This window comes from Pseudomonas sp. SK3(2021) (genome assembly GCF_016772375.1).
Lineage (GTDB): Bacteria > Pseudomonadota > Gammaproteobacteria > Pseudomonadales > Pseudomonadaceae > Aquipseudomonas > Aquipseudomonas chlororaphis_I.
Window position 1 is genome coordinate 687,723 of sequence record NZ_CP061943.1, and the last position, 14,750, is coordinate 702,472.

Annotated in this window: 17 protein-coding genes; 3 read left to right on the plus strand and 14 right to left on the minus strand. The window is 61.4% G+C overall.

Translation table 11 applies throughout. The features are described from left to right. Position 1: 1 nt before the first annotated feature. The 6 genes from IF690_RS03100 to ubiE all read right to left on the minus strand — a co-directional run bounded on the left by IF690_RS03100 (position 2) and on the right by ubiE (position 4,109). Positions 2-280 (minus strand): twin-arginine translocase TatA/TatE family subunit, encoded by a 279-nt coding sequence (locus IF690_RS03100; protein WP_007925884.1) that lies wholly within the window; start codon positions 278-280, stop codon positions 2-4. Positions 281-305: 25 nt separating this feature from the next. Further along, positions 306-638, minus strand: a complete 333-nt coding sequence (locus tag IF690_RS03105) for a phosphoribosyl-ATP diphosphatase (RefSeq protein WP_007925883.1) — start codon at positions 636-638, stop codon at positions 306-308. Between the two features lie 2 nt (positions 639-640). Continuing rightward, positions 641-1,033, minus strand: a complete 393-nt coding sequence (gene hisI, locus IF690_RS03110) for a phosphoribosyl-AMP cyclohydrolase (RefSeq protein WP_007925882.1) — start codon at positions 1,031-1,033, stop codon at positions 641-643. A gap of 81 nt (positions 1,034-1,114) precedes the next feature. Then, on the minus strand, positions 1,115-2,719 hold the full coding sequence (ubiB, locus tag IF690_RS03115; protein WP_202698795.1) for a ubiquinone biosynthesis regulatory protein kinase UbiB: 1,605 nt from the start codon (positions 2,717-2,719) through the stop codon (positions 1,115-1,117). Next, positions 2,716-3,339, minus strand: coding sequence for a ubiquinone biosynthesis accessory factor UbiJ (locus IF690_RS03120; protein WP_202698796.1), 624 nt, complete (start codon positions 3,337-3,339; stop codon positions 2,716-2,718). Before IF690_RS03120 ends, ubiB begins: the two co-directional genes overlap by 4 nt. Next, positions 3,339-4,109: a bifunctional demethylmenaquinone methyltransferase/2-methoxy-6-polyprenyl-1,4-benzoquinol methylase UbiE gene (ubiE, locus tag IF690_RS03125; RefSeq protein ID WP_007925879.1), complete on the minus strand. Its 771-nt coding sequence runs from the start codon at positions 4,107-4,109 to the stop codon at positions 3,339-3,341. The genes IF690_RS03120 and ubiE overlap by 1 nt, the downstream gene beginning before the upstream one ends. 155 nt (positions 4,110-4,264) lie before the next feature. Here ubiE and IF690_RS03130 point away from each other — a divergent pair, with 155 nt between their 5' ends. The 3 genes from IF690_RS03130 to IF690_RS03140 all read left to right on the plus strand — a co-directional run bounded on the left by IF690_RS03130 (position 4,265) and on the right by IF690_RS03140 (position 5,998). Then, positions 4,265-4,540: a polyhydroxyalkanoic acid system family protein gene (locus IF690_RS03130; protein ID WP_007925878.1), complete on the plus strand. Its 276-nt coding sequence runs from the start codon at positions 4,265-4,267 to the stop codon at positions 4,538-4,540. Positions 4,541-4,749: 209 nt separating this feature from the next. Next, a complete protein-coding gene (locus IF690_RS03135) occupies positions 4,750-5,172 on the plus strand; it encodes a phasin family protein (RefSeq protein ID WP_202698797.1) in 423 nt (140 codons plus the stop codon). A 10-nt stretch (positions 5,173-5,182) separates the two neighbouring features. Continuing rightward, positions 5,183-5,998: a phasin family protein gene (locus tag IF690_RS03140; protein WP_202698798.1), complete on the plus strand. Its 816-nt coding sequence runs from the start codon at positions 5,183-5,185 to the stop codon at positions 5,996-5,998. A gap of 75 nt (positions 5,999-6,073) precedes the next feature. Here the strand turns inward: IF690_RS03140 and IF690_RS03145 are convergent, their stop codons facing one another. From IF690_RS03145 to IF690_RS03180, 8 genes are all read right to left on the minus strand, one after another. Continuing rightward, positions 6,074-6,694 (minus strand): TetR/AcrR family transcriptional regulator, encoded by a 621-nt coding sequence (locus IF690_RS03145; RefSeq protein ID WP_009041811.1) that lies wholly within the window; start codon positions 6,692-6,694, stop codon positions 6,074-6,076. Positions 6,695-6,751: 57 nt separating this feature from the next. After that, complete coding sequence (phaC, locus tag IF690_RS03150; protein ID WP_202698799.1) at positions 6,752-8,434, minus strand: class II poly(R)-hydroxyalkanoic acid synthase; 1,683 nt, start codon at positions 8,432-8,434, stop codon at positions 6,752-6,754. Positions 8,435-8,542: 108 nt separating this feature from the next. Further along, positions 8,543-9,400: a poly(3-hydroxyalkanoate) depolymerase gene (gene phaZ, locus IF690_RS03155; RefSeq protein ID WP_202698800.1), complete on the minus strand. Its 858-nt coding sequence runs from the start codon at positions 9,398-9,400 to the stop codon at positions 8,543-8,545. A gap of 96 nt (positions 9,401-9,496) precedes the next feature. After that, positions 9,497-11,176, minus strand: coding sequence for a class II poly(R)-hydroxyalkanoic acid synthase (phaC, locus tag IF690_RS03160; RefSeq protein ID WP_202698801.1), 1,680 nt, complete (start codon positions 11,174-11,176; stop codon positions 9,497-9,499). Between the two features lie 258 nt (positions 11,177-11,434). Further along, positions 11,435-11,815: a gamma-butyrobetaine hydroxylase family protein gene (locus IF690_RS03165; protein WP_202698802.1), complete on the minus strand. Its 381-nt coding sequence runs from the start codon at positions 11,813-11,815 to the stop codon at positions 11,435-11,437. A 75-nt stretch (positions 11,816-11,890) separates the two neighbouring features. Beyond that, a complete protein-coding gene (gene hslU / locus IF690_RS03170) occupies positions 11,891-13,231 on the minus strand; it encodes an ATP-dependent protease ATPase subunit HslU (protein WP_202698803.1) in 1,341 nt (446 codons plus the stop codon). 57 nt (positions 13,232-13,288) lie between these two features. Further along, positions 13,289-13,819, minus strand: a complete 531-nt coding sequence (hslV, locus tag IF690_RS03175) for an ATP-dependent protease subunit HslV (RefSeq protein ID WP_202698804.1) — start codon at positions 13,817-13,819, stop codon at positions 13,289-13,291. A 210-nt stretch (positions 13,820-14,029) separates the two neighbouring features. Continuing rightward, complete coding sequence (locus IF690_RS03180) at positions 14,030-14,749, minus strand: SPOR domain-containing protein (RefSeq protein WP_180923812.1); 720 nt, start codon at positions 14,747-14,749, stop codon at positions 14,030-14,032. Between the last annotated feature and the right edge of the window lies 1 nt (position 14,750).

Sequence of the window (14,750 nt, forward strand, 5' to 3'; positions counted from 1 at the left end):
CTCACGAGTCTTTGCGGGTCGGCTCTTCGACTTTTTGTGCCTGCACGTCGATGGTGTGCGGCTGGTTCAGCGGAGCGCTTTGCGGCTGGACCGGCGGAGCAGGCTGGGCGGTCGGTGGCACGCCAGGCTCGGCGGGTTTCTCGTCGTCGTTCATGGCCTTGCGAAAGCCCTTGATCGATTCGCCGACGTCGGTGCCGAGGTTTTTCAGTTTCTTGGTGCCAAACACCAGCACTACGACAACCAGGATGACGATCCAGTGTTTCCAGTCAAAAATGCCCATGCTGCGTTTCCTCTCTAAATGATGTTCAGGCGGACGGACGCGAGGCTTTCTCGGCGTGTCCGGACAAACCGAAGCGCCGGTCCAGTTCATCGAGAACGGCCTGCGGATGCTGGCCCAGCTGGGCCAGCATGACCATGGTGTGGAACCACAGGTCGGCGGTTTCGTAGATCACATCGCTGCAGTCGCCGCTGTGGGCGGCGTCCTTGGCGGCGATGATGGTTTCCACCGATTCCTCGCCGACTTTTTCCAGAATCTTGTTCAGGCCCTTGTGGTACAGGCTGGCGACATAGGAAGTGTCGGCGGCGGCGCCTTTGCGCTCTTCCAGCACCTGGGCCAGACGGGTCAGGGTATCGCTCATGTTCAGTGTCCTGCTTGATAGATCGCGTGCGGGTCTTTGAGTACCGGGTCGACCGTTTTCCAGTCGCCGTTTTCATAAACGCGGTAGAAGCAGCTCTGGCGGCCTGTGTGGCAGGCAATGTCGCCGATCTGTTCGACCATCAGGATGATGACGTCGGCATCGCAGTCCAGGCGCATTTCATGGAGCTTTTGCACATGCCCGGACTCTTCTCCCTTGCGCCATAGCTTGCCACGCGAACGTGACCAGTAGATGGCACGGTTTTCGGCAGCGGTCAGGCTCAGCGCCTCGCGGTTCATCCAGGCCATCATCAGCACGCGCCCGGTCTTGTGATCCTGGGCGATGGCCGGCACCAGGCCGTCAGCGTCCCATTTGATCTCGTCCAGCCAATCTTTCATCTTCGACTCCGACAACAGGGCTCGACATGCTCGTCGAGCCTCGGCGATGAGAAACAGTGTGCCAGCCGCTAGCCCGGCTGGCTATCGGCGCACGACCAGATACAAGCCCACGGCCATCATGATGCCGGCCGGCCAGTGACCCAGTTCGTTCAGCGGTCCGCCGGCCGCGAGGATCGCGCCACCGCCCAGGTGCGCCGCGCCGAGAAGACGCAGGAACCAGTCGTCCTTGCGCCGTTTCCAGGGCGGTGAAGGGTCCTGGGCATGGGGCTGGGACATGCGTTCGAGCAGGTCGCGGGTCATGTTGGCCAGGTGCGGCAGTTGCTCGACCTGGCTGTGCAGGTTGCCCAGCAAGGCTTTCGGGCTGACACGCTCGCGCATCCAGCGTTCGAGGAACGGCTGGGCGGTGTTCCACAGGTCCAGCTCCGGGTACAGCTGGCGGCCCAGGCCTTCGATGTTCAGCAGGGTCTTTTGCAGCAGCACCAGCTGCGGCTGCACTTCCATGTTGAAGCGGCGAGCGGTCTGGAACAGGCGCATCAGTACCTGGCCGAAGGAAATATCTTTTAACGGTTTTTCGAAGATCGGCTCGCACACGGTACGGATCGCCGCTTCGAATTCGTTGAGTTTGGTCTCCGCCGGCACCCAGCCCGAATCGATGTGCAACTGCGCCACGCGCCGGTAATCGCGCTTGAAGAACGCGAACAGGTTGCGCGCCAGGTAGTCCTGGTCTTGCGGGGTCAGGCTGCCGACGATGCCACAGTCGATGGCGATGTACTGCGGGCTCCATGGCTGCACGGTGCTGACGAAGATGTTGCCCGGGTGCATGTCGGCGTGGAAGAAGCTGTCGCGGAACACCTGGGTGAAGAAGATCTCCACGCCACGCTCGGCGAGCATTTTCATGTCGGTGCGCTGGTCGGCGAGGGTGGCCAGGTCCGTCACCTGGATCCCGTAGATACGTTCCATGACCAGCACTTTCGGCCGGCACCAGTCCCAGTAGACCTGCGGCACGTAGAGCAGCGGCGAGCCTTCGAAGTTGCGCTTGAGCTGGCTGGCGTTGGCCGCTTCGCGCAACAGGTCGAGTTCGTCGTAGATGGTCTTTTCGTAATCGCTGACTACGTCCACCGGGTGCAGCAGGCGGGCGTCGGCTGAAACCTTTTCGGCAGCGCGGGCGAGGATGAACAGCCAGGCCAGATCCTGCGCGATGACCGGCTTGAGGCCCGGGCGGATGACCTTGACCACCACTTCTTCGCCGCTCTTGAGCTGGGCGGCGTGGACTTGCGCCACCGAGGCGGAGGCCAGGGGCTCGATATCGAAGCGGCTGAACACATCGCCGATTTTCTTGCCCAGTTGCTCTTCGATCAGCGTCACCGACTTCTTCGAGTCGAAGGGCGGCACGCGGTCCTGCAGCAGCATCAACTCATCGGCGATGTCTTCGGGCAGCAGGTCGCGACGGGTCGAGAGAATCTGTCCGAACTTGATGAAGATCGGCCCCAGGTCCTGCAAGGCCAGGCGCAGGCGCGCACCGCGGCTCAGTTCCAGTTGCTTGCGTGGGAACCAGCGCCAGGGCAAGGCGTAGCGCAGCGCCAGGAGGAACCAGGGCAGGGGCAGGGCGAACAGCAGGTCATCGAGGCGGTAGCGGATCACGACGCGCTGGATGCGCAACAAACGGCGGACGGCAAGCAGCTTCATGCGTTATCGCTTGGGTCAAGGGATCGGGAAAGGCGCTCGAAGCGCGCCTCGAGGCGTTCCAGGTCGAGCTTGGCCCGGTCCAGCTCGCTGAAGCGGGCTTCGGCTTCGCGTTGGCCCACCAGGGTGCGCGACTCTTCGGCCAGGTACTCGGCGAGGTTCTGGTTCAGGCTGGCGAAACCCTGGCGATACCAGCCTGCGCGGCTGCGTATATGGCCACTGAACAGCTGGGTGGCCACCGGACCGAGCCAGCGTGAGAGTTCGTACTCCCAGTCCAGCTCCAGGTCCTGGAGGATGGCCGCCAGTTCCAGCAGCACGCCGCTGTCGCCTTCCAGCTCGACTTCGGGACCGTGCAGCACCGAGGTCTTGTCCTGGCTCAGGGCCAGACGCACCAGGCTCGAGGCCGGCGCCCGCAGGGTGCAGTCGGCATCGGCGGCCCAATGCGCGGCAAGGGTCAGGCCCTCATCGCCGGGAATCACGAATAGCTGCACGTTCGGGCTGCGGCAATCGACGGCGATGACCTTGCCGTTCAAATGCTGCAAGCGTGGCAAAGCCGTGCTGTCGAGACGCAGTACACGGTTGAGGCCGTGTTCGACGCTGGCAAGCAGGCCGCTGAACAACATCAGGGTTTGATGCCGCGGTGCAGGGCGACGATGCCCGCGGTCATGTTGTGGTAGGTCACGCGATCGAAACCGGCCTCGACCATCATCGACTTCAGGGTTTCCTGGTTCGGGTGCATGCGGATCGATTCGGCCAGGTAGCGATAGCTTTCCGAGTCGTTGGTGATCAGCTTGCCGGCCAGTGGCATGAAGGCGAACGAGTAGGCGTCGTAGACCTTGGACATCAGTGCGTTGGTCGGCTTGGAGAATTCCAGCACCAGCAGGCGGCCACCGGGTTTGAGTACGCGCAGCATCGAGCGCAGGGCATCTTCCTTGTGGGTCACGTTGCGCAGACCGAAGGCGATGGTCACGACGTCGAAATGGTTGTCCGGGAACGGCAGTTTTTCCGCGTCGGCCTGAACGAACTCGATGTTGCCGGCCACGCCCTTGTCGAGCAGGCGGTCGCGACCGACCTTGAGCATGGAGGCGTTGATATCGGCCAGCACCACCTGGCCGGTAGGACCCACCAGATGGGAAAACTTGCGGGTCAGGTCGCCGGTGCCGCCGGCGATGTCCAGCACGCGATTGCCAGGGCGAACGCCGGACAATTCGATCGTGAAGCGTTTCCACAGGCGATGCATGCCACCGGACAATACGTCGTTCATCAGGTCGTACTTGGCGGCCACCGAGTGGAACACCTCAGCGACTTTTTCCGCCTTCTGGCTTTCCGGAACGTTTTTGAAGCCGAAGTGAGTGGTGGGTTCGGCATCGCTGCCTTTGCGCTGATCAGTCATATCGCTGTCACCAAAAGAGAATGCGGGACATTCTAATCCCGGTGGCGGTCTTTGTCTTGGCAAGGCTGAATGTAAGATAGTGAAGCGCCGGGGCGTTTTGACGCAGCGCAGCTCAAGACGCTCAAGGCAAGTCCCGATAAAACAGGAGTCATTCGATGGCCCGTATAAGTGTTGAGCGTGCCCACGGCCTGGGTAAGGAAGCAGCCCGCGAAAAGGCTGACCAGTTGGCGCAGAAACTGGCCGATCAGTATGGCCTTGAGCCGCAGTGGTCCGGCGATACCCTGAACCTCAAGCGTTCGGGGGTCAAAGGTGCGGTGCAGGTGGGCGACGATTCGATCAGGGTCGATGTCGAGCTGGGCCTGTTGATGTCCGCCATGAGCGGCATGATCAAGTCGGAAATCGAAAAGGCGTTGGATAAAGCCCTGGTCTGAGTCGCTTTCTCCGAAGTCGGCTTGCCGGTGATCTTGGGTGTTGTCATGACACCTGGAAAAACATTGCTGGCGAGCCGGTTATCTCCAATAACCCGCCACCTTTTTCATGACATTGGTTAGGGTGCCGATTCTAATTTTTCTCACTACTTTGTGCCTGAGCCCACTTTCCTGCGGGCAGTTCCTCAAACCTTCTGCGCGTGAGGTGCACCATGGCCAAAGCAATTCTGAAGAAAAAAGTTGATTCTGCGTCAACCACTCTGAGCGAAGTCAAATCCTATGCCCGCAAGATCTGGCTGGCAGGCCTGGGTGCCTACACCAAGGTCGGCCAGGAAGGCAGCGAGTACTTTCAAGAGCTCGTCAAGGCTGGTCAAGCTGTTGAAAAGAAAGGCAAAAAAGTTGTGACTGAACAACTTGAGGCCGCCAACAGTCAGATTGATAGCGTGAAGGGGGATGTCACCAGTCTCAGGGGCAAAGTCGAAGTGCAGCTGGATAAAGTCGAGAGGGCTTTTGACACGCGCGTCGCAAGTGCCTTGAATCGCATCGGCATTCCGTCTAAACATGACGTTGAGACACTCTCTGCTAAGCTCGATGAGCTGACGGCATTGCTCGAACGTGTCGCGCGTAAACATTAAGGAGAACGGGATGGCTGGTAAAAAGAATACTGAAAAAGAAGGCAGCTCGTGGATCGGGAAGGTCGAAGACTACTCCCGTAAAATCTGGCTTGCTGGTTTAGGCGTGTACTCGAAAATCGACACTGACGGCAGCAAGCTTTTCGAGTCGCTGGTCAAGGATGGCGAGAAAGCCGAGAAGCTCACCAAGAGTGCTGTCGGCAAGAAAGTCGATGCCGCCAAGGATTCCGCGAGCTCGGCAAAATCGCGCATCAGTGGCGTCAAGGACCGCGCGCTGGGCAAGTGGGACGAGCTGGAAGGTGCATTCGACAAGCGCTTGAACAGTGCCATTTCGCGTCTGGGCGTGCCTAGCCGCAATGAGGTCAAGGCGCTGCACAGCAAGGTCGACACCCTGACCAAACAGATCGAAAAACTCACAGGTGCCAAGGTGGCTCCGATCGCGGCCAAGACTGCAGCGGCCAAGCCTCTGGCTAAAGCCGCAGCCAAACCGGCAGCCAAGGCTCCGGCCAAGGCGGCAGCCAAACCCGCCGCCAAGCCCGCCGCGAAACCTGCAGCCAAGACTGCGGCGGCCAAGCCGGCTGCAAAACCTGCCGCCAAGCCAGTAGCTGCCAAGCCAGCGGCAAAACCTGCCGCCAAACCCGCTGCGAAACCGGTAGCGAAAAAACCAGCAGTGAAGAAACCGGCAGCCCCCAAGGCCGCTGCGCCGAAGCCAGCGGTTGCCGCCAAGCCGGCAGCACCGGTCAGTCCTCCGAACTCCGCAGTGGCGCCAAGCCCTGCCGTCACCCCGACTGCCGCGCCAGCACCTGCGACGCCAACCAGTCAGTCCTGAGTTTTTCGGGGCATACAAAAAACGCCCGGCCTGCAAAGGCCGGGCGTTTTTGTTTGTGGGGGTTTGCGGTGCCGATCAATCGTGTTCGTCGAGGTAACGCAGGGCCATCTGCTCGGTGGCCAGTTTCGCCGGTGGCAGCAGGTGCGGCGCCACCAGCATCATGATCTGGTAGACCACCACTCGTACCTCTCCCTCGCGATCGAGGATGCGCTGATAGTCCAGTGAGAACAGCAGGGTCATGGTGATCTGTTCCACCAGTTGCCCCAGCGCCTGGGTATCGCTGACCAGTTGCCCCGACGCCTTGAGCCTGGCCAGCAGCGAGGCCAGGGTGCGCTTCAGGGCGTTGAGCAGGTTGCGAATCCCCTTGGCCAGCTTCGGCAGGCGCCCGGCCAGGTTGGACAGGTCCTGGAACAGGAAACGGTAGTGCGCCAGGCGCTCGACGATCAGGTGCAGGAACAGCCAGTAGTCTTCGGGCGCCAGGTGCACATCCGCGGGCGGATCGAGCAGGGGCGCCAGTTCATTCTGAAAACGCTCGAACAGCCCGAGGACCAGCGGCTCCTTGCCGTGAAAGTGGTAGTAGAGGTTGCCGGGGCTGATCCCCATTTCGTTGGCAACTTCCATGGTCGAGACATTGGGTTCGCCCTTGTGGTTGAACAGCTGCAGGGCACATTCGAGTATCCGGTCGCGGGTTTTCATCCAGTCTTCTTGGTTGTTCAGTCAGGCCGCGACCTTCGGGCCGCGGCGCGGGGAAATTCAGCGGACGCGCACGTAGGTGCCAGGCGCCGCCTCCATCGGTGGGTAATTCTGGTTACCCAGGGTCATCAGGGTTTCGCGCTGGGCGCCGGAACGCTGCTGGATCCACTCCAGCCATTGCGTCCACCAACTGCCGTCGACGTGCTTGGCGTCGTAGTACCAGGCCCGTGGGTCGCTGCTGAGCTTGCCGTTTTCGACGTAGTTGGCCTTGGGGTTGCTTGGCGGGTTGAGGATGCTTTGCACGTGCCCGCTGTTGGACAGTACAAAGCGCTTTTCGCCGCCCAACAGCAGGGTTGAGCGATACACCGCATCCCAGGGGGTGATGTGGTCGTTGATTCCGGCAACGCTGAAGCTGTCGACCGTGACTTTTTGCAGGTCGATCGGCGTGCCGCACACTTCCAGGCCACCAGGATGACTCATCGGGTTGTGCTTGAAGAAATCCAGCAGATCGCCATGAAAGGCAGCTGGCAGCCGGGTGTTGTCGTTGTTCCAGTAGAGGATGTCGAACGCCGGCGGTTCCTTGCCCAGCAGGTAGTTGTTGACCCAGTAATTCCAGATCAGGTCGTTGGGCCGCATCCAGGCGAACACCTTGGCCATGTCGCGACCGTCGAGCACGCCGCGTTGATAGGAGCGGCGCTTGGCTGCCTCCAGGGTCTGTTCGTCGGCGAACAGGGTCGCCGGACTGTCTATCTGGCTATCCAGCAGGCTGACCAGGTAGGTGGAACTGGAGACCCGGCGCAGTTGTCGCTTGGCTTGCAGGTGGCCTTGCAGGGCGGCAATGGTCAGGCCGCCGGCACAGGCACCCATCAGGTTCACGTCACGACTGCCGGTGATCGCCCGGCAGACATTCATGGCTTCCTCCACGGCCTCGACATAGCTCGACAGGCCCCATTCGCGATGCCGGACATCGGGATTGCGCCAGCTGATCATGAAAGTCTGCAGGCCGTTTTTCAGGGCGAACTGCACGAAGCTGTTGGCGGGACTGAGATCGAAGATATAGAACTTGTTGATCTGTGGCGGCACGATCAGCAGGGGCCGGGCGTACTGTTTTTCGCTCATCGGCTTGTACTGGATCAGTTCCAGCAGTTCGTTGCGAAACACCACTGAACCGGGGGTGGTGGCCAGGTTCCTGCCAACCTCGAAGGCCTGTTTGGTGACCTGGCTGGGCAGGCCATTGTTATGCAGCAGGTCGTCGACCAGATGACCGATGCCGCGGATCACGCTGTTGCCGCCGGTGTTGAAGATTTCCTTGATCGCCAGTGGGTTGAGCAGGGTGTTGGACGGTGCCACCGCATCGTTGAGCAGGTTGAAGGCAAAGTGCGCACGGGCCCGGTCGTCCGCGCTCATGCCGCTGTCGTCGATCCAGTTTTTGATTTGTTTCTGCCAGCTCAGATAGGCCTGCAGGCCGCGTCGGTAAAACGGGTTCAGGCTCCAGGTCGGATCGGAGAACCGGTTGTCCTGGGGGTTGGGTTTGTGCAGCGTTTCCCCCAGCAGGACACGACCCAATTGGCCACCCAGCGCCAAGGCGTGGCGGGCGCTGTGCGCCGGGTGGCGCAGGCCGTAGGTGGCCACGCTGCGCAGGGTCGACAGCAGGTCACGGCCACGCAGACCGGTGATGGCACTCTGGGCTGTGATGTAGGTAGCGGGCGTGGGCAACGAGCCCGCCGTTGGTTTGTCTCGCATGCTTCAACACTCCTTCGTCAAGCCATCAACAAGCACACCAAGACAAACACCATAGTCGGTCCTGGACCATCCTGCGCGCGCGACGATCCTGTCGGCAGATGCTTTTTGCTATGTACCGCTGAACGGTGTCGGATGCGGGTGCATCACTGCCCGTTGCCGTTCCTCCTCGAGGAATTTCATGATGATCGGCGCCACGGCTTCGGCCCGGGTAATCAGGAACAGATGCCCGTCGTCGATGATGTGCAGCTGGGCGTTGGGAATTCGCCACGCCAGCATGCGCATGTTGATCAGCGGGATCAGCGGGTCGTCGTCGCCAGCCAGTATCAGGGTCGGCTGGTGGATCTTGTGCAGCCAGTGGATGCTGGTCCAGCCAAGGCCGGCGAACAATTGCCAGTAGTAGCCCAGCTTGCCCGCCGAGCGGACCTTGCTGGCATGTTCGGCGGCGAGGTTGGGATCACGGCGGAACGAGCCGCCATAGATCAGGGGGGCGATGCGGATCACATGGGAGGGCTGGATGTAGCGCCGCGGGCTGGCCATCATCCACAGCACCTTGGGTTTGCCCGGCACCATGACGGCGCCTGCGGCAGTGGCGGCCAGCACCAGTTTCTTGCAGCGCTCGGGGTAGTCGTAGGCGAACTGCTGGGCCAGTGCCCCGCCCCAGGACACACCCACCACATTGACCTGCCCATAGTCGAGGTAATCGAGCATGCGCGTGGTCAGCTTGGCCAGTCCGGGAAAACGGTAGGGTCGGCTCGGTGTCGATGAGCCACCAACGCCCGGTACGTCGAAGGCGATGACTTCCAGGTCCGGGTCCAGAGCCTGGACGAATGGAAACACCAACTCCAGGTTGGCGCCGATACCATTGAAGATCAGCAAGGGTGTCAAGTGAGGCTTGCCTGGGCGTACCGCGGTGCGGATGGTCTGGCCATCCAGGTCGACGGTGCGAAAAATGAACGGTTGAGGCATGCCTTGGCCCTGTCGGTGGAATCGTTGCCTGCAGGAGAGAGTCGCTTGCGCAGCAGGATGATCGCAAGCGGCTCGACCCTACAGGCCTGCTATCGGTTAACGTTCATGGACATAAGTACCCGGCGCCGCCTCGGCCGCTGGATACGCCTTGTTGCCGAGAATGCTCGGCGTCTTTTTCAGTTTGCCCGAGCGCTCCGCCTGCCAGGCCTGCCAATGCAGCCACCAGGAGTCAGTGTGCTTGGTCGAGTTTTCCTGCCAGTCGTCGGCGCTGGGCGGCATCTCGTCGCTGGTCATGTAGCGCGACTTGGGGTTGCCCGGCGGGTTGAGGATGCTCTGGATATGCCCGCTGCTGGAGAGGACGAATTCGACCTTGCCGCCGAACAGTTGGGCCGACTTGTAGCAGGACTTCCACGGGGTGATGTGGTCGTTGGTACCGGCCAGGGAGAAGATGTCGGCGGTGACCTGTTTCAGGTCGATCGGCGTACCGCACACTTCCAGTGCGTTGGGGCGGATCAGTGGATTGTTTTTGAACATTTCGATCAGGTCGCCGTGGAAGGCCGCGGGCAACCGGGTGGTGTCGTTGTTCCAGAACAGGATGTCGAACACCGGCGGCTCGTTGCCCAGCAGGTAGTTGTTCACCCAGTAGTTCCAGATCAGGTCGTTGGGCCGCATCCAGGCGAAGACCTTGGCCATGTCCCGGCCTTCCAGTACGCCAGCCTGATAGGAATGACGCTTGGCGGCTTCCAGGGTCTGCTCGTCGACGAACAGCGCCACCTGGGTATCGAGGGTGGTATCGAGCACGCTGACCAGCAGGGTCAGGGCGTTGACCTTCTTCTCGCCCAGGGCCGCGTAGTGCCCCAGCAGCGCGGTGCAGGTGATGCCGCCGGAGCAGGCACCGAGCATGTTCACATCCTTGCTGCCGGTGATGGCGGTGACCACGTCGACCGCTTCTTTCAGCGCTTCGATGTAGGTCGACAGGCCCCACTCGCGCTGCTCCTTGGTCGGGTTGCGCCAACTGACGATGAAGGTCTGCAAGCCGTTGCGCAGGCAGAAGCGCGCCAGGCTCTTGTCCGGGCTCAGGTCGAAGACATAGAACTTGTTGATCTGTGGCGGGACCACCAGCAGCGGGCGCTCGTGCACTTGCTCGGTCACCGGGCGGTACTGGATCAGTTCCAGCACGTCGTTGCGAAATACCACCGCGCCTTCACTGGTGCCCAGGTTCTTGCCGATCTCGAAGGCGTCCATGTTGACCTGGCTCGGCATGCCGCCGTTGTGCACCAGGTCCTTGGCCAGATGGGAGAGGCCGTCGAGCAGGCTTTTGCCGCCGGTCTCGAAGAAGCGTTTGACCGCCGCGGGGTTGGCGGCGGTGTTGGTCGGCGCCATGGCCTCGGTCATCAGGTTGATGACGAAGTGGCCGCGACTGATGTCCTGTTCGGAGAGGTTGCTATGGCCGATCCAGTCGTGAAGTTCCTTGCGCCACGCCAGGTAGGTTTGCAGATAACGCTTGTACAGCGGGTTCTGGCTCCAGGCCGGATCGTTGAAGCGACGGTCATCGCTCTCCGGTTGCAGCGTCGATTTGCCGAATATCACGTTCTTCAATTCGACGCCGAAATGGGCCACATGTTTGGCGCTGTGCAGCGGTTGTTTGATGGCCTGGGTCAGCACCATACGAGCAGAGGTAAGCAGATCTTTCCGACGTAAACCGATGACAGGATTCAGGCCCAGAGTGTTTTCCGAGGCTTGGCGTTTCAGGTCATCGTTATTCTTGTTACTCATCTACGACGCTCCATTGTCCTGAGACGAGTACCGGACCTGCTGTGTAGTCACACAGCAAAGATGCCAGGTACTACTGCTCGGGTGACCGTTGATTCTGCATTACTGCTTTTTTGTTCAGAGAACACTGCAGGGAACTTGCCAGCTCCATTGGTTACCCGAGTTTAATTTTTTTCGCAAGCAGGCCAATCGTTGGCCATGCAGCCCAGCATTCAAACAGATGAATCTAGAAAATGCCCTCTAAAGCGTCAGAGGTCTGATCTAGAGCATCAGCTTGACGATAGATTCATTTGGGTCGCGGGACTTTCCGGCGGCTTGAAGTTCGGCAAGATAATCCTTCCACAGATCGTCCTGGCGCACTGCCAACTGGTACAGGTAGTCCCAGGTGAACAGGCCGCTGTCATGCCCGTCGTCGAAGGTCAGTTTCAGTGCGTACTGGCCCGCCGGTTCGACCTTGCTCAGGCCGACGCCGATCTTGCCAAATTGCAGGATGGGTTTGCCGTGGCCCTGGACCTCGGCGGAGGGGGAGTGCACCCGCAGGAATTCGGCGGGCAGGTGATAGACCTCGTCTGGCGCATAGGTCAGCGTCAGGGTCTTCGAGGCTTTGTGCAGGTTGATGGCGGTGGGAAGTCGAGTGGTCATGGGGCAGCCTGCGGTCCGTCTGTACAAGGAATCCCCGCGGCGGCGAGCTTGCTCGCTGCCACGGGGATGTGCTCGTTACAGGATATAACGGGACAGGTCTTCGTTCTGCGCCAATTCGCCCAGGTGGCTGTTGACGTAGGCGGCGTCGATGCGGATCGGCTCTTCGTTGTGGGCGCTGGCCAGGTCGCCGGCGCTGAACGACACCTCTTCGAGCAAGCGCTCGAGCAGGGTATGCAGGCGACGGGCGCCGATGTTCTCGGTCTTCTCGTTGACCTGCCAGGCGATCTCCGCCAGGCGCTTGATACCGTCCGCCTGGAACTCGATGGCCAGGCCTTCGGTTTTCAGCAGCTCGCGGTATTGCTCGGTCAGGGAGGCGTGAGGCTCGCTGAGAATGCGCTCGAAGTCTTCCGGCGACAGCGCCTTGAGCTCGACGCGGATCGGCAGGCGGCCTTGCAGCTCGGGCACCAGGTCGCTCGGCTTGCTCAGGTGGAACGCGCCGGAAGCGATGAACAGGATGTGGTCGGTCTTGACCATGCCCAGCTTGGTGTTGACGGTGCAGCCCTCGATCAGCGGCAGCAGGTCGCGCTGGACACCTTCGCGAGAGACGTCGACGCCACCGGAGTTGCCGCGCTTGGCAACCTTGTCGATTTCGTCGATGAACACGATGCCGTGCTGTTCGACCGCTTCCAGGGCCTTGGCCTTGAGTTCCTCGTCGTTGACCAGGCGGCTGGCTTCTTCGTCGCGGATCAGCTTGAGCGCGTCCTTGATCTTGAGCTTGCGGTTCTTGCGCTGGCCCTTGCCCATGTTGGCGAAGAGACTCTGCAACTGGTTGGTCATCTCCTCCATGCCCGGTGGCGCGGAAATGTCGACGCCGCTGACTTCAGCCACTTCGATCTCGATTTCCTTGTCATCCAGCTGGCCTTCGCGCAGGCGCTTGCGGAACAGCTGGCGGGTGTTGGAGTCCTGGGCCGGGGCGGCGTCCTCGTTGCTGAAACCCATGCGTGCCGGTGGCAGCAGGGCATCGAGGATGCGTTCTTCGGCGGCGTCTTCGGCGCGGTGGCGCACGCGGGTCATTTCCTGTTCGCGGAACAGTTTGATCGCGGCATCGGCCAGGTCGCGGATGATGGACTCGACGTCGCGGCCGACATAACCGACTTCGGTGAACTTGGTCGCTTCGACCTTGATGAACGGAGCGTTGGCCAGTTTGGCCAGGCGCCGGGCGATCTCGGTCTTGCCGACGCCGGTCGGGCCGATCATCAGGATGTTCTTCGGGGTCACTTCGACACGCAGCTCTTCAGGCAACTGCATACGGCGCCAGCGGTTACGCAGCGCGATGGCGACGGCGCGCTTGGCATCGTCCTGGCCGATGATATGGCGGTTGAGTTCGTGGACGATTTCGCGGGGAGTCATGGGCATAGTAATTGGCGGTCCTCAAGCAAGAATGAATGCCGTGGCGCGATGGCCGAAACAGGCTTATTCCGCGAGATCCTGTTCCTCAATGGTCTGGGTGTGGTTGGTGAATACGCAGATGTCGCCGGCGATGCCCAAGGCGGTTTCGACGATTTCGCGGGCCGACAGGTCGGTTTTCTTCAGCAGGGCGCTGGCCGCGGCCTGGGCGTAGGCGCCACCGGAGCCCATGGCGATCAGGCCTTCTTCCGGCTCGACCACGTCACCGTTGCCGGTGATGATCAAGGATGCGTCCTTGTTGGCGACCGCGAGCATGGCTTCGAGGCGGCTGAGGGAGCGGTCGGTGCGCCATTCCTTGGCCAGTTCGACGGCGGCGCGCACCAGGTGCCCCTGATGTTTCTCAAGCTGGCCTTCGAAACGCTCGAACAGAGTGAAGGCGTCTGCCGTGGCCCCGGCGAAGCCGGCGATGACCTGGCCGTGATACAGGCGACGAACCTTTTTCGCGTTGCCTTTCATCACGGTGTTGCCGAGGGAAACCTGGCCGTCGCCGCCCATGACGACTTTGCCGTGGCGGCGGACTGAAACGATGGTGGTCAAGGGGAGAGTCTCCACGCTGCGGGGCGAAAATGCCCTGATGGAAACTCATATGGGGGTGGCGTGGGGTTTTTCAACTGCGGCGGGGGTTGTGGGACGAGCGGTCTTTGCTGCCGGGGAGGCGGTGTCAATGAGGATGCCATCGCGAGCAAGCTCGCTCCTACAGGTCTGGCGCAGGCCTTGTAGGAGCGAGCTTGCTCGCGATCGGTCGCTTTAGCGGCTCTGGCGCTGTTGTAACAGCAGGTTGCTGAAGCCGGCGCCGGCCAGTTGCTTCTGCGCGGTGGTCAGCTGTTCGCGGTTGCTGAACGGGCCGACCAGTACGCGGTACCAGGTCTCGTCCTTGACGGTGCCGGACTCGACGGACACCGATTGCCCCAACAGGATGATCTGCGCGCGGACCTTGTCGGCATCGGTCTGCTTGCGGAACGAACCGGCCTGCAGGAAGAACTTGGTCACCGGCGCGGCCTTCGCCACCTGGGCCACGGGTGGGGCGGGCGGCGGGGTGATGCCGGCCAGGGCGGCCTGGGCCCGCGCGGTGTCGATCTTCGCCGCTTCAGCCGGGGTCACCGGGGTGGTCGGAACCACTGGTGCGGTCTGCGGCGTGGGCAGGGTTTTTTCCGGTACGGCTTCCGGCGGCACTATCACTTCCGATTCCGGCAGCAGGGTATAGAAGTCGTACTTCGGCTTCACCGGTTGCTGTGGGCTCGGCGGGGTCTTGTTGGCCTCGGCGATCTTGGTGGTTTTCTGTTGCTCCAGCCGTTCGCGCTTGACGCTGTCACCGCCCTTGCCTGGCTCCAGCTTCATCAGGAACACGATGAAGGCGCCCACGGCCAGGCCGATGGCCATCCACAACCAACCCGGGATCGGTTGCTTTGCAGGAGCTTGGTAACGGCTGGCGCCACGCTTGGGTGCAGGTTTTTTCTTGGCAGCCAAC

What these genes read in the sequence shown, in the direction of transcription:
- IF690_RS03100 (WP_007925884.1), bottom strand. Translation starts at nt 280, where the DNA reads ATGGGCATTTTTGACTGGAAACACTGGATCGTCATCCTGGTTGTCGTA.
- hisI (WP_007925882.1), bottom strand. Translation starts at nt 1,033, where the DNA reads ATGAAAGATTGGCTGGACGAGATCAAATGGGACGCTGACGGCCTGGTG.
- IF690_RS03105 (WP_007925883.1), bottom strand. Translation starts at nt 638, where the DNA reads ATGAGCGATACCCTGACCCGTCTGGCCCAGGTGCTGGAAGAGCGCAAA.
- IF690_RS03140 (WP_202698798.1), top strand. Translation starts at nt 5,183, where the DNA reads ATGGCTGGTAAAAAGAATACTGAAAAAGAAGGCAGCTCGTGGATCGGG.
- IF690_RS03145 (WP_009041811.1), bottom strand. Translation starts at nt 6,694, where the DNA reads ATGAAAACCCGCGACCGGATACTCGAATGTGCCCTGCAGCTGTTCAAC.
- ubiB (WP_202698795.1), bottom strand. Translation starts at nt 2,719, where the DNA reads ATGAAGCTGCTTGCCGTCCGCCGTTTGTTGCGCATCCAGCGCGTCGTG.
- IF690_RS03165 (WP_202698802.1), bottom strand. Translation starts at nt 11,815, where the DNA reads ATGACCACTCGACTTCCCACCGCCATCAACCTGCACAAAGCCTCGAAG.
- IF690_RS03120 (WP_202698796.1), bottom strand. Translation starts at nt 3,339, where the DNA reads ATGTTGTTCAGCGGCCTGCTTGCCAGCGTCGAACACGGCCTCAACCGT.
- hslU (WP_202698803.1), bottom strand. Translation starts at nt 13,231, where the DNA reads ATGCCCATGACTCCCCGCGAAATCGTCCACGAACTCAACCGCCATATC.
- phaC (WP_202698801.1), bottom strand. Translation starts at nt 11,176, where the DNA reads ATGAGTAACAAGAATAACGATGACCTGAAACGCCAAGCCTCGGAAAAC.
- phaC (WP_202698799.1), bottom strand. Translation starts at nt 8,434, where the DNA reads ATGCGAGACAAACCAACGGCGGGCTCGTTGCCCACGCCCGCTACCTAC.
- ubiE (WP_007925879.1), bottom strand. Translation starts at nt 4,109, where the DNA reads ATGACTGATCAGCGCAAAGGCAGCGATGCCGAACCCACCACTCACTTC.
- phaZ (WP_202698800.1), bottom strand. Translation starts at nt 9,400, where the DNA reads ATGCCTCAACCGTTCATTTTTCGCACCGTCGACCTGGATGGCCAGACC.
- IF690_RS03135 (WP_202698797.1), top strand. Translation starts at nt 4,750, where the DNA reads ATGGCCAAAGCAATTCTGAAGAAAAAAGTTGATTCTGCGTCAACCACT.
- IF690_RS03130 (WP_007925878.1), top strand. Translation starts at nt 4,265, where the DNA reads ATGGCCCGTATAAGTGTTGAGCGTGCCCACGGCCTGGGTAAGGAAGCA.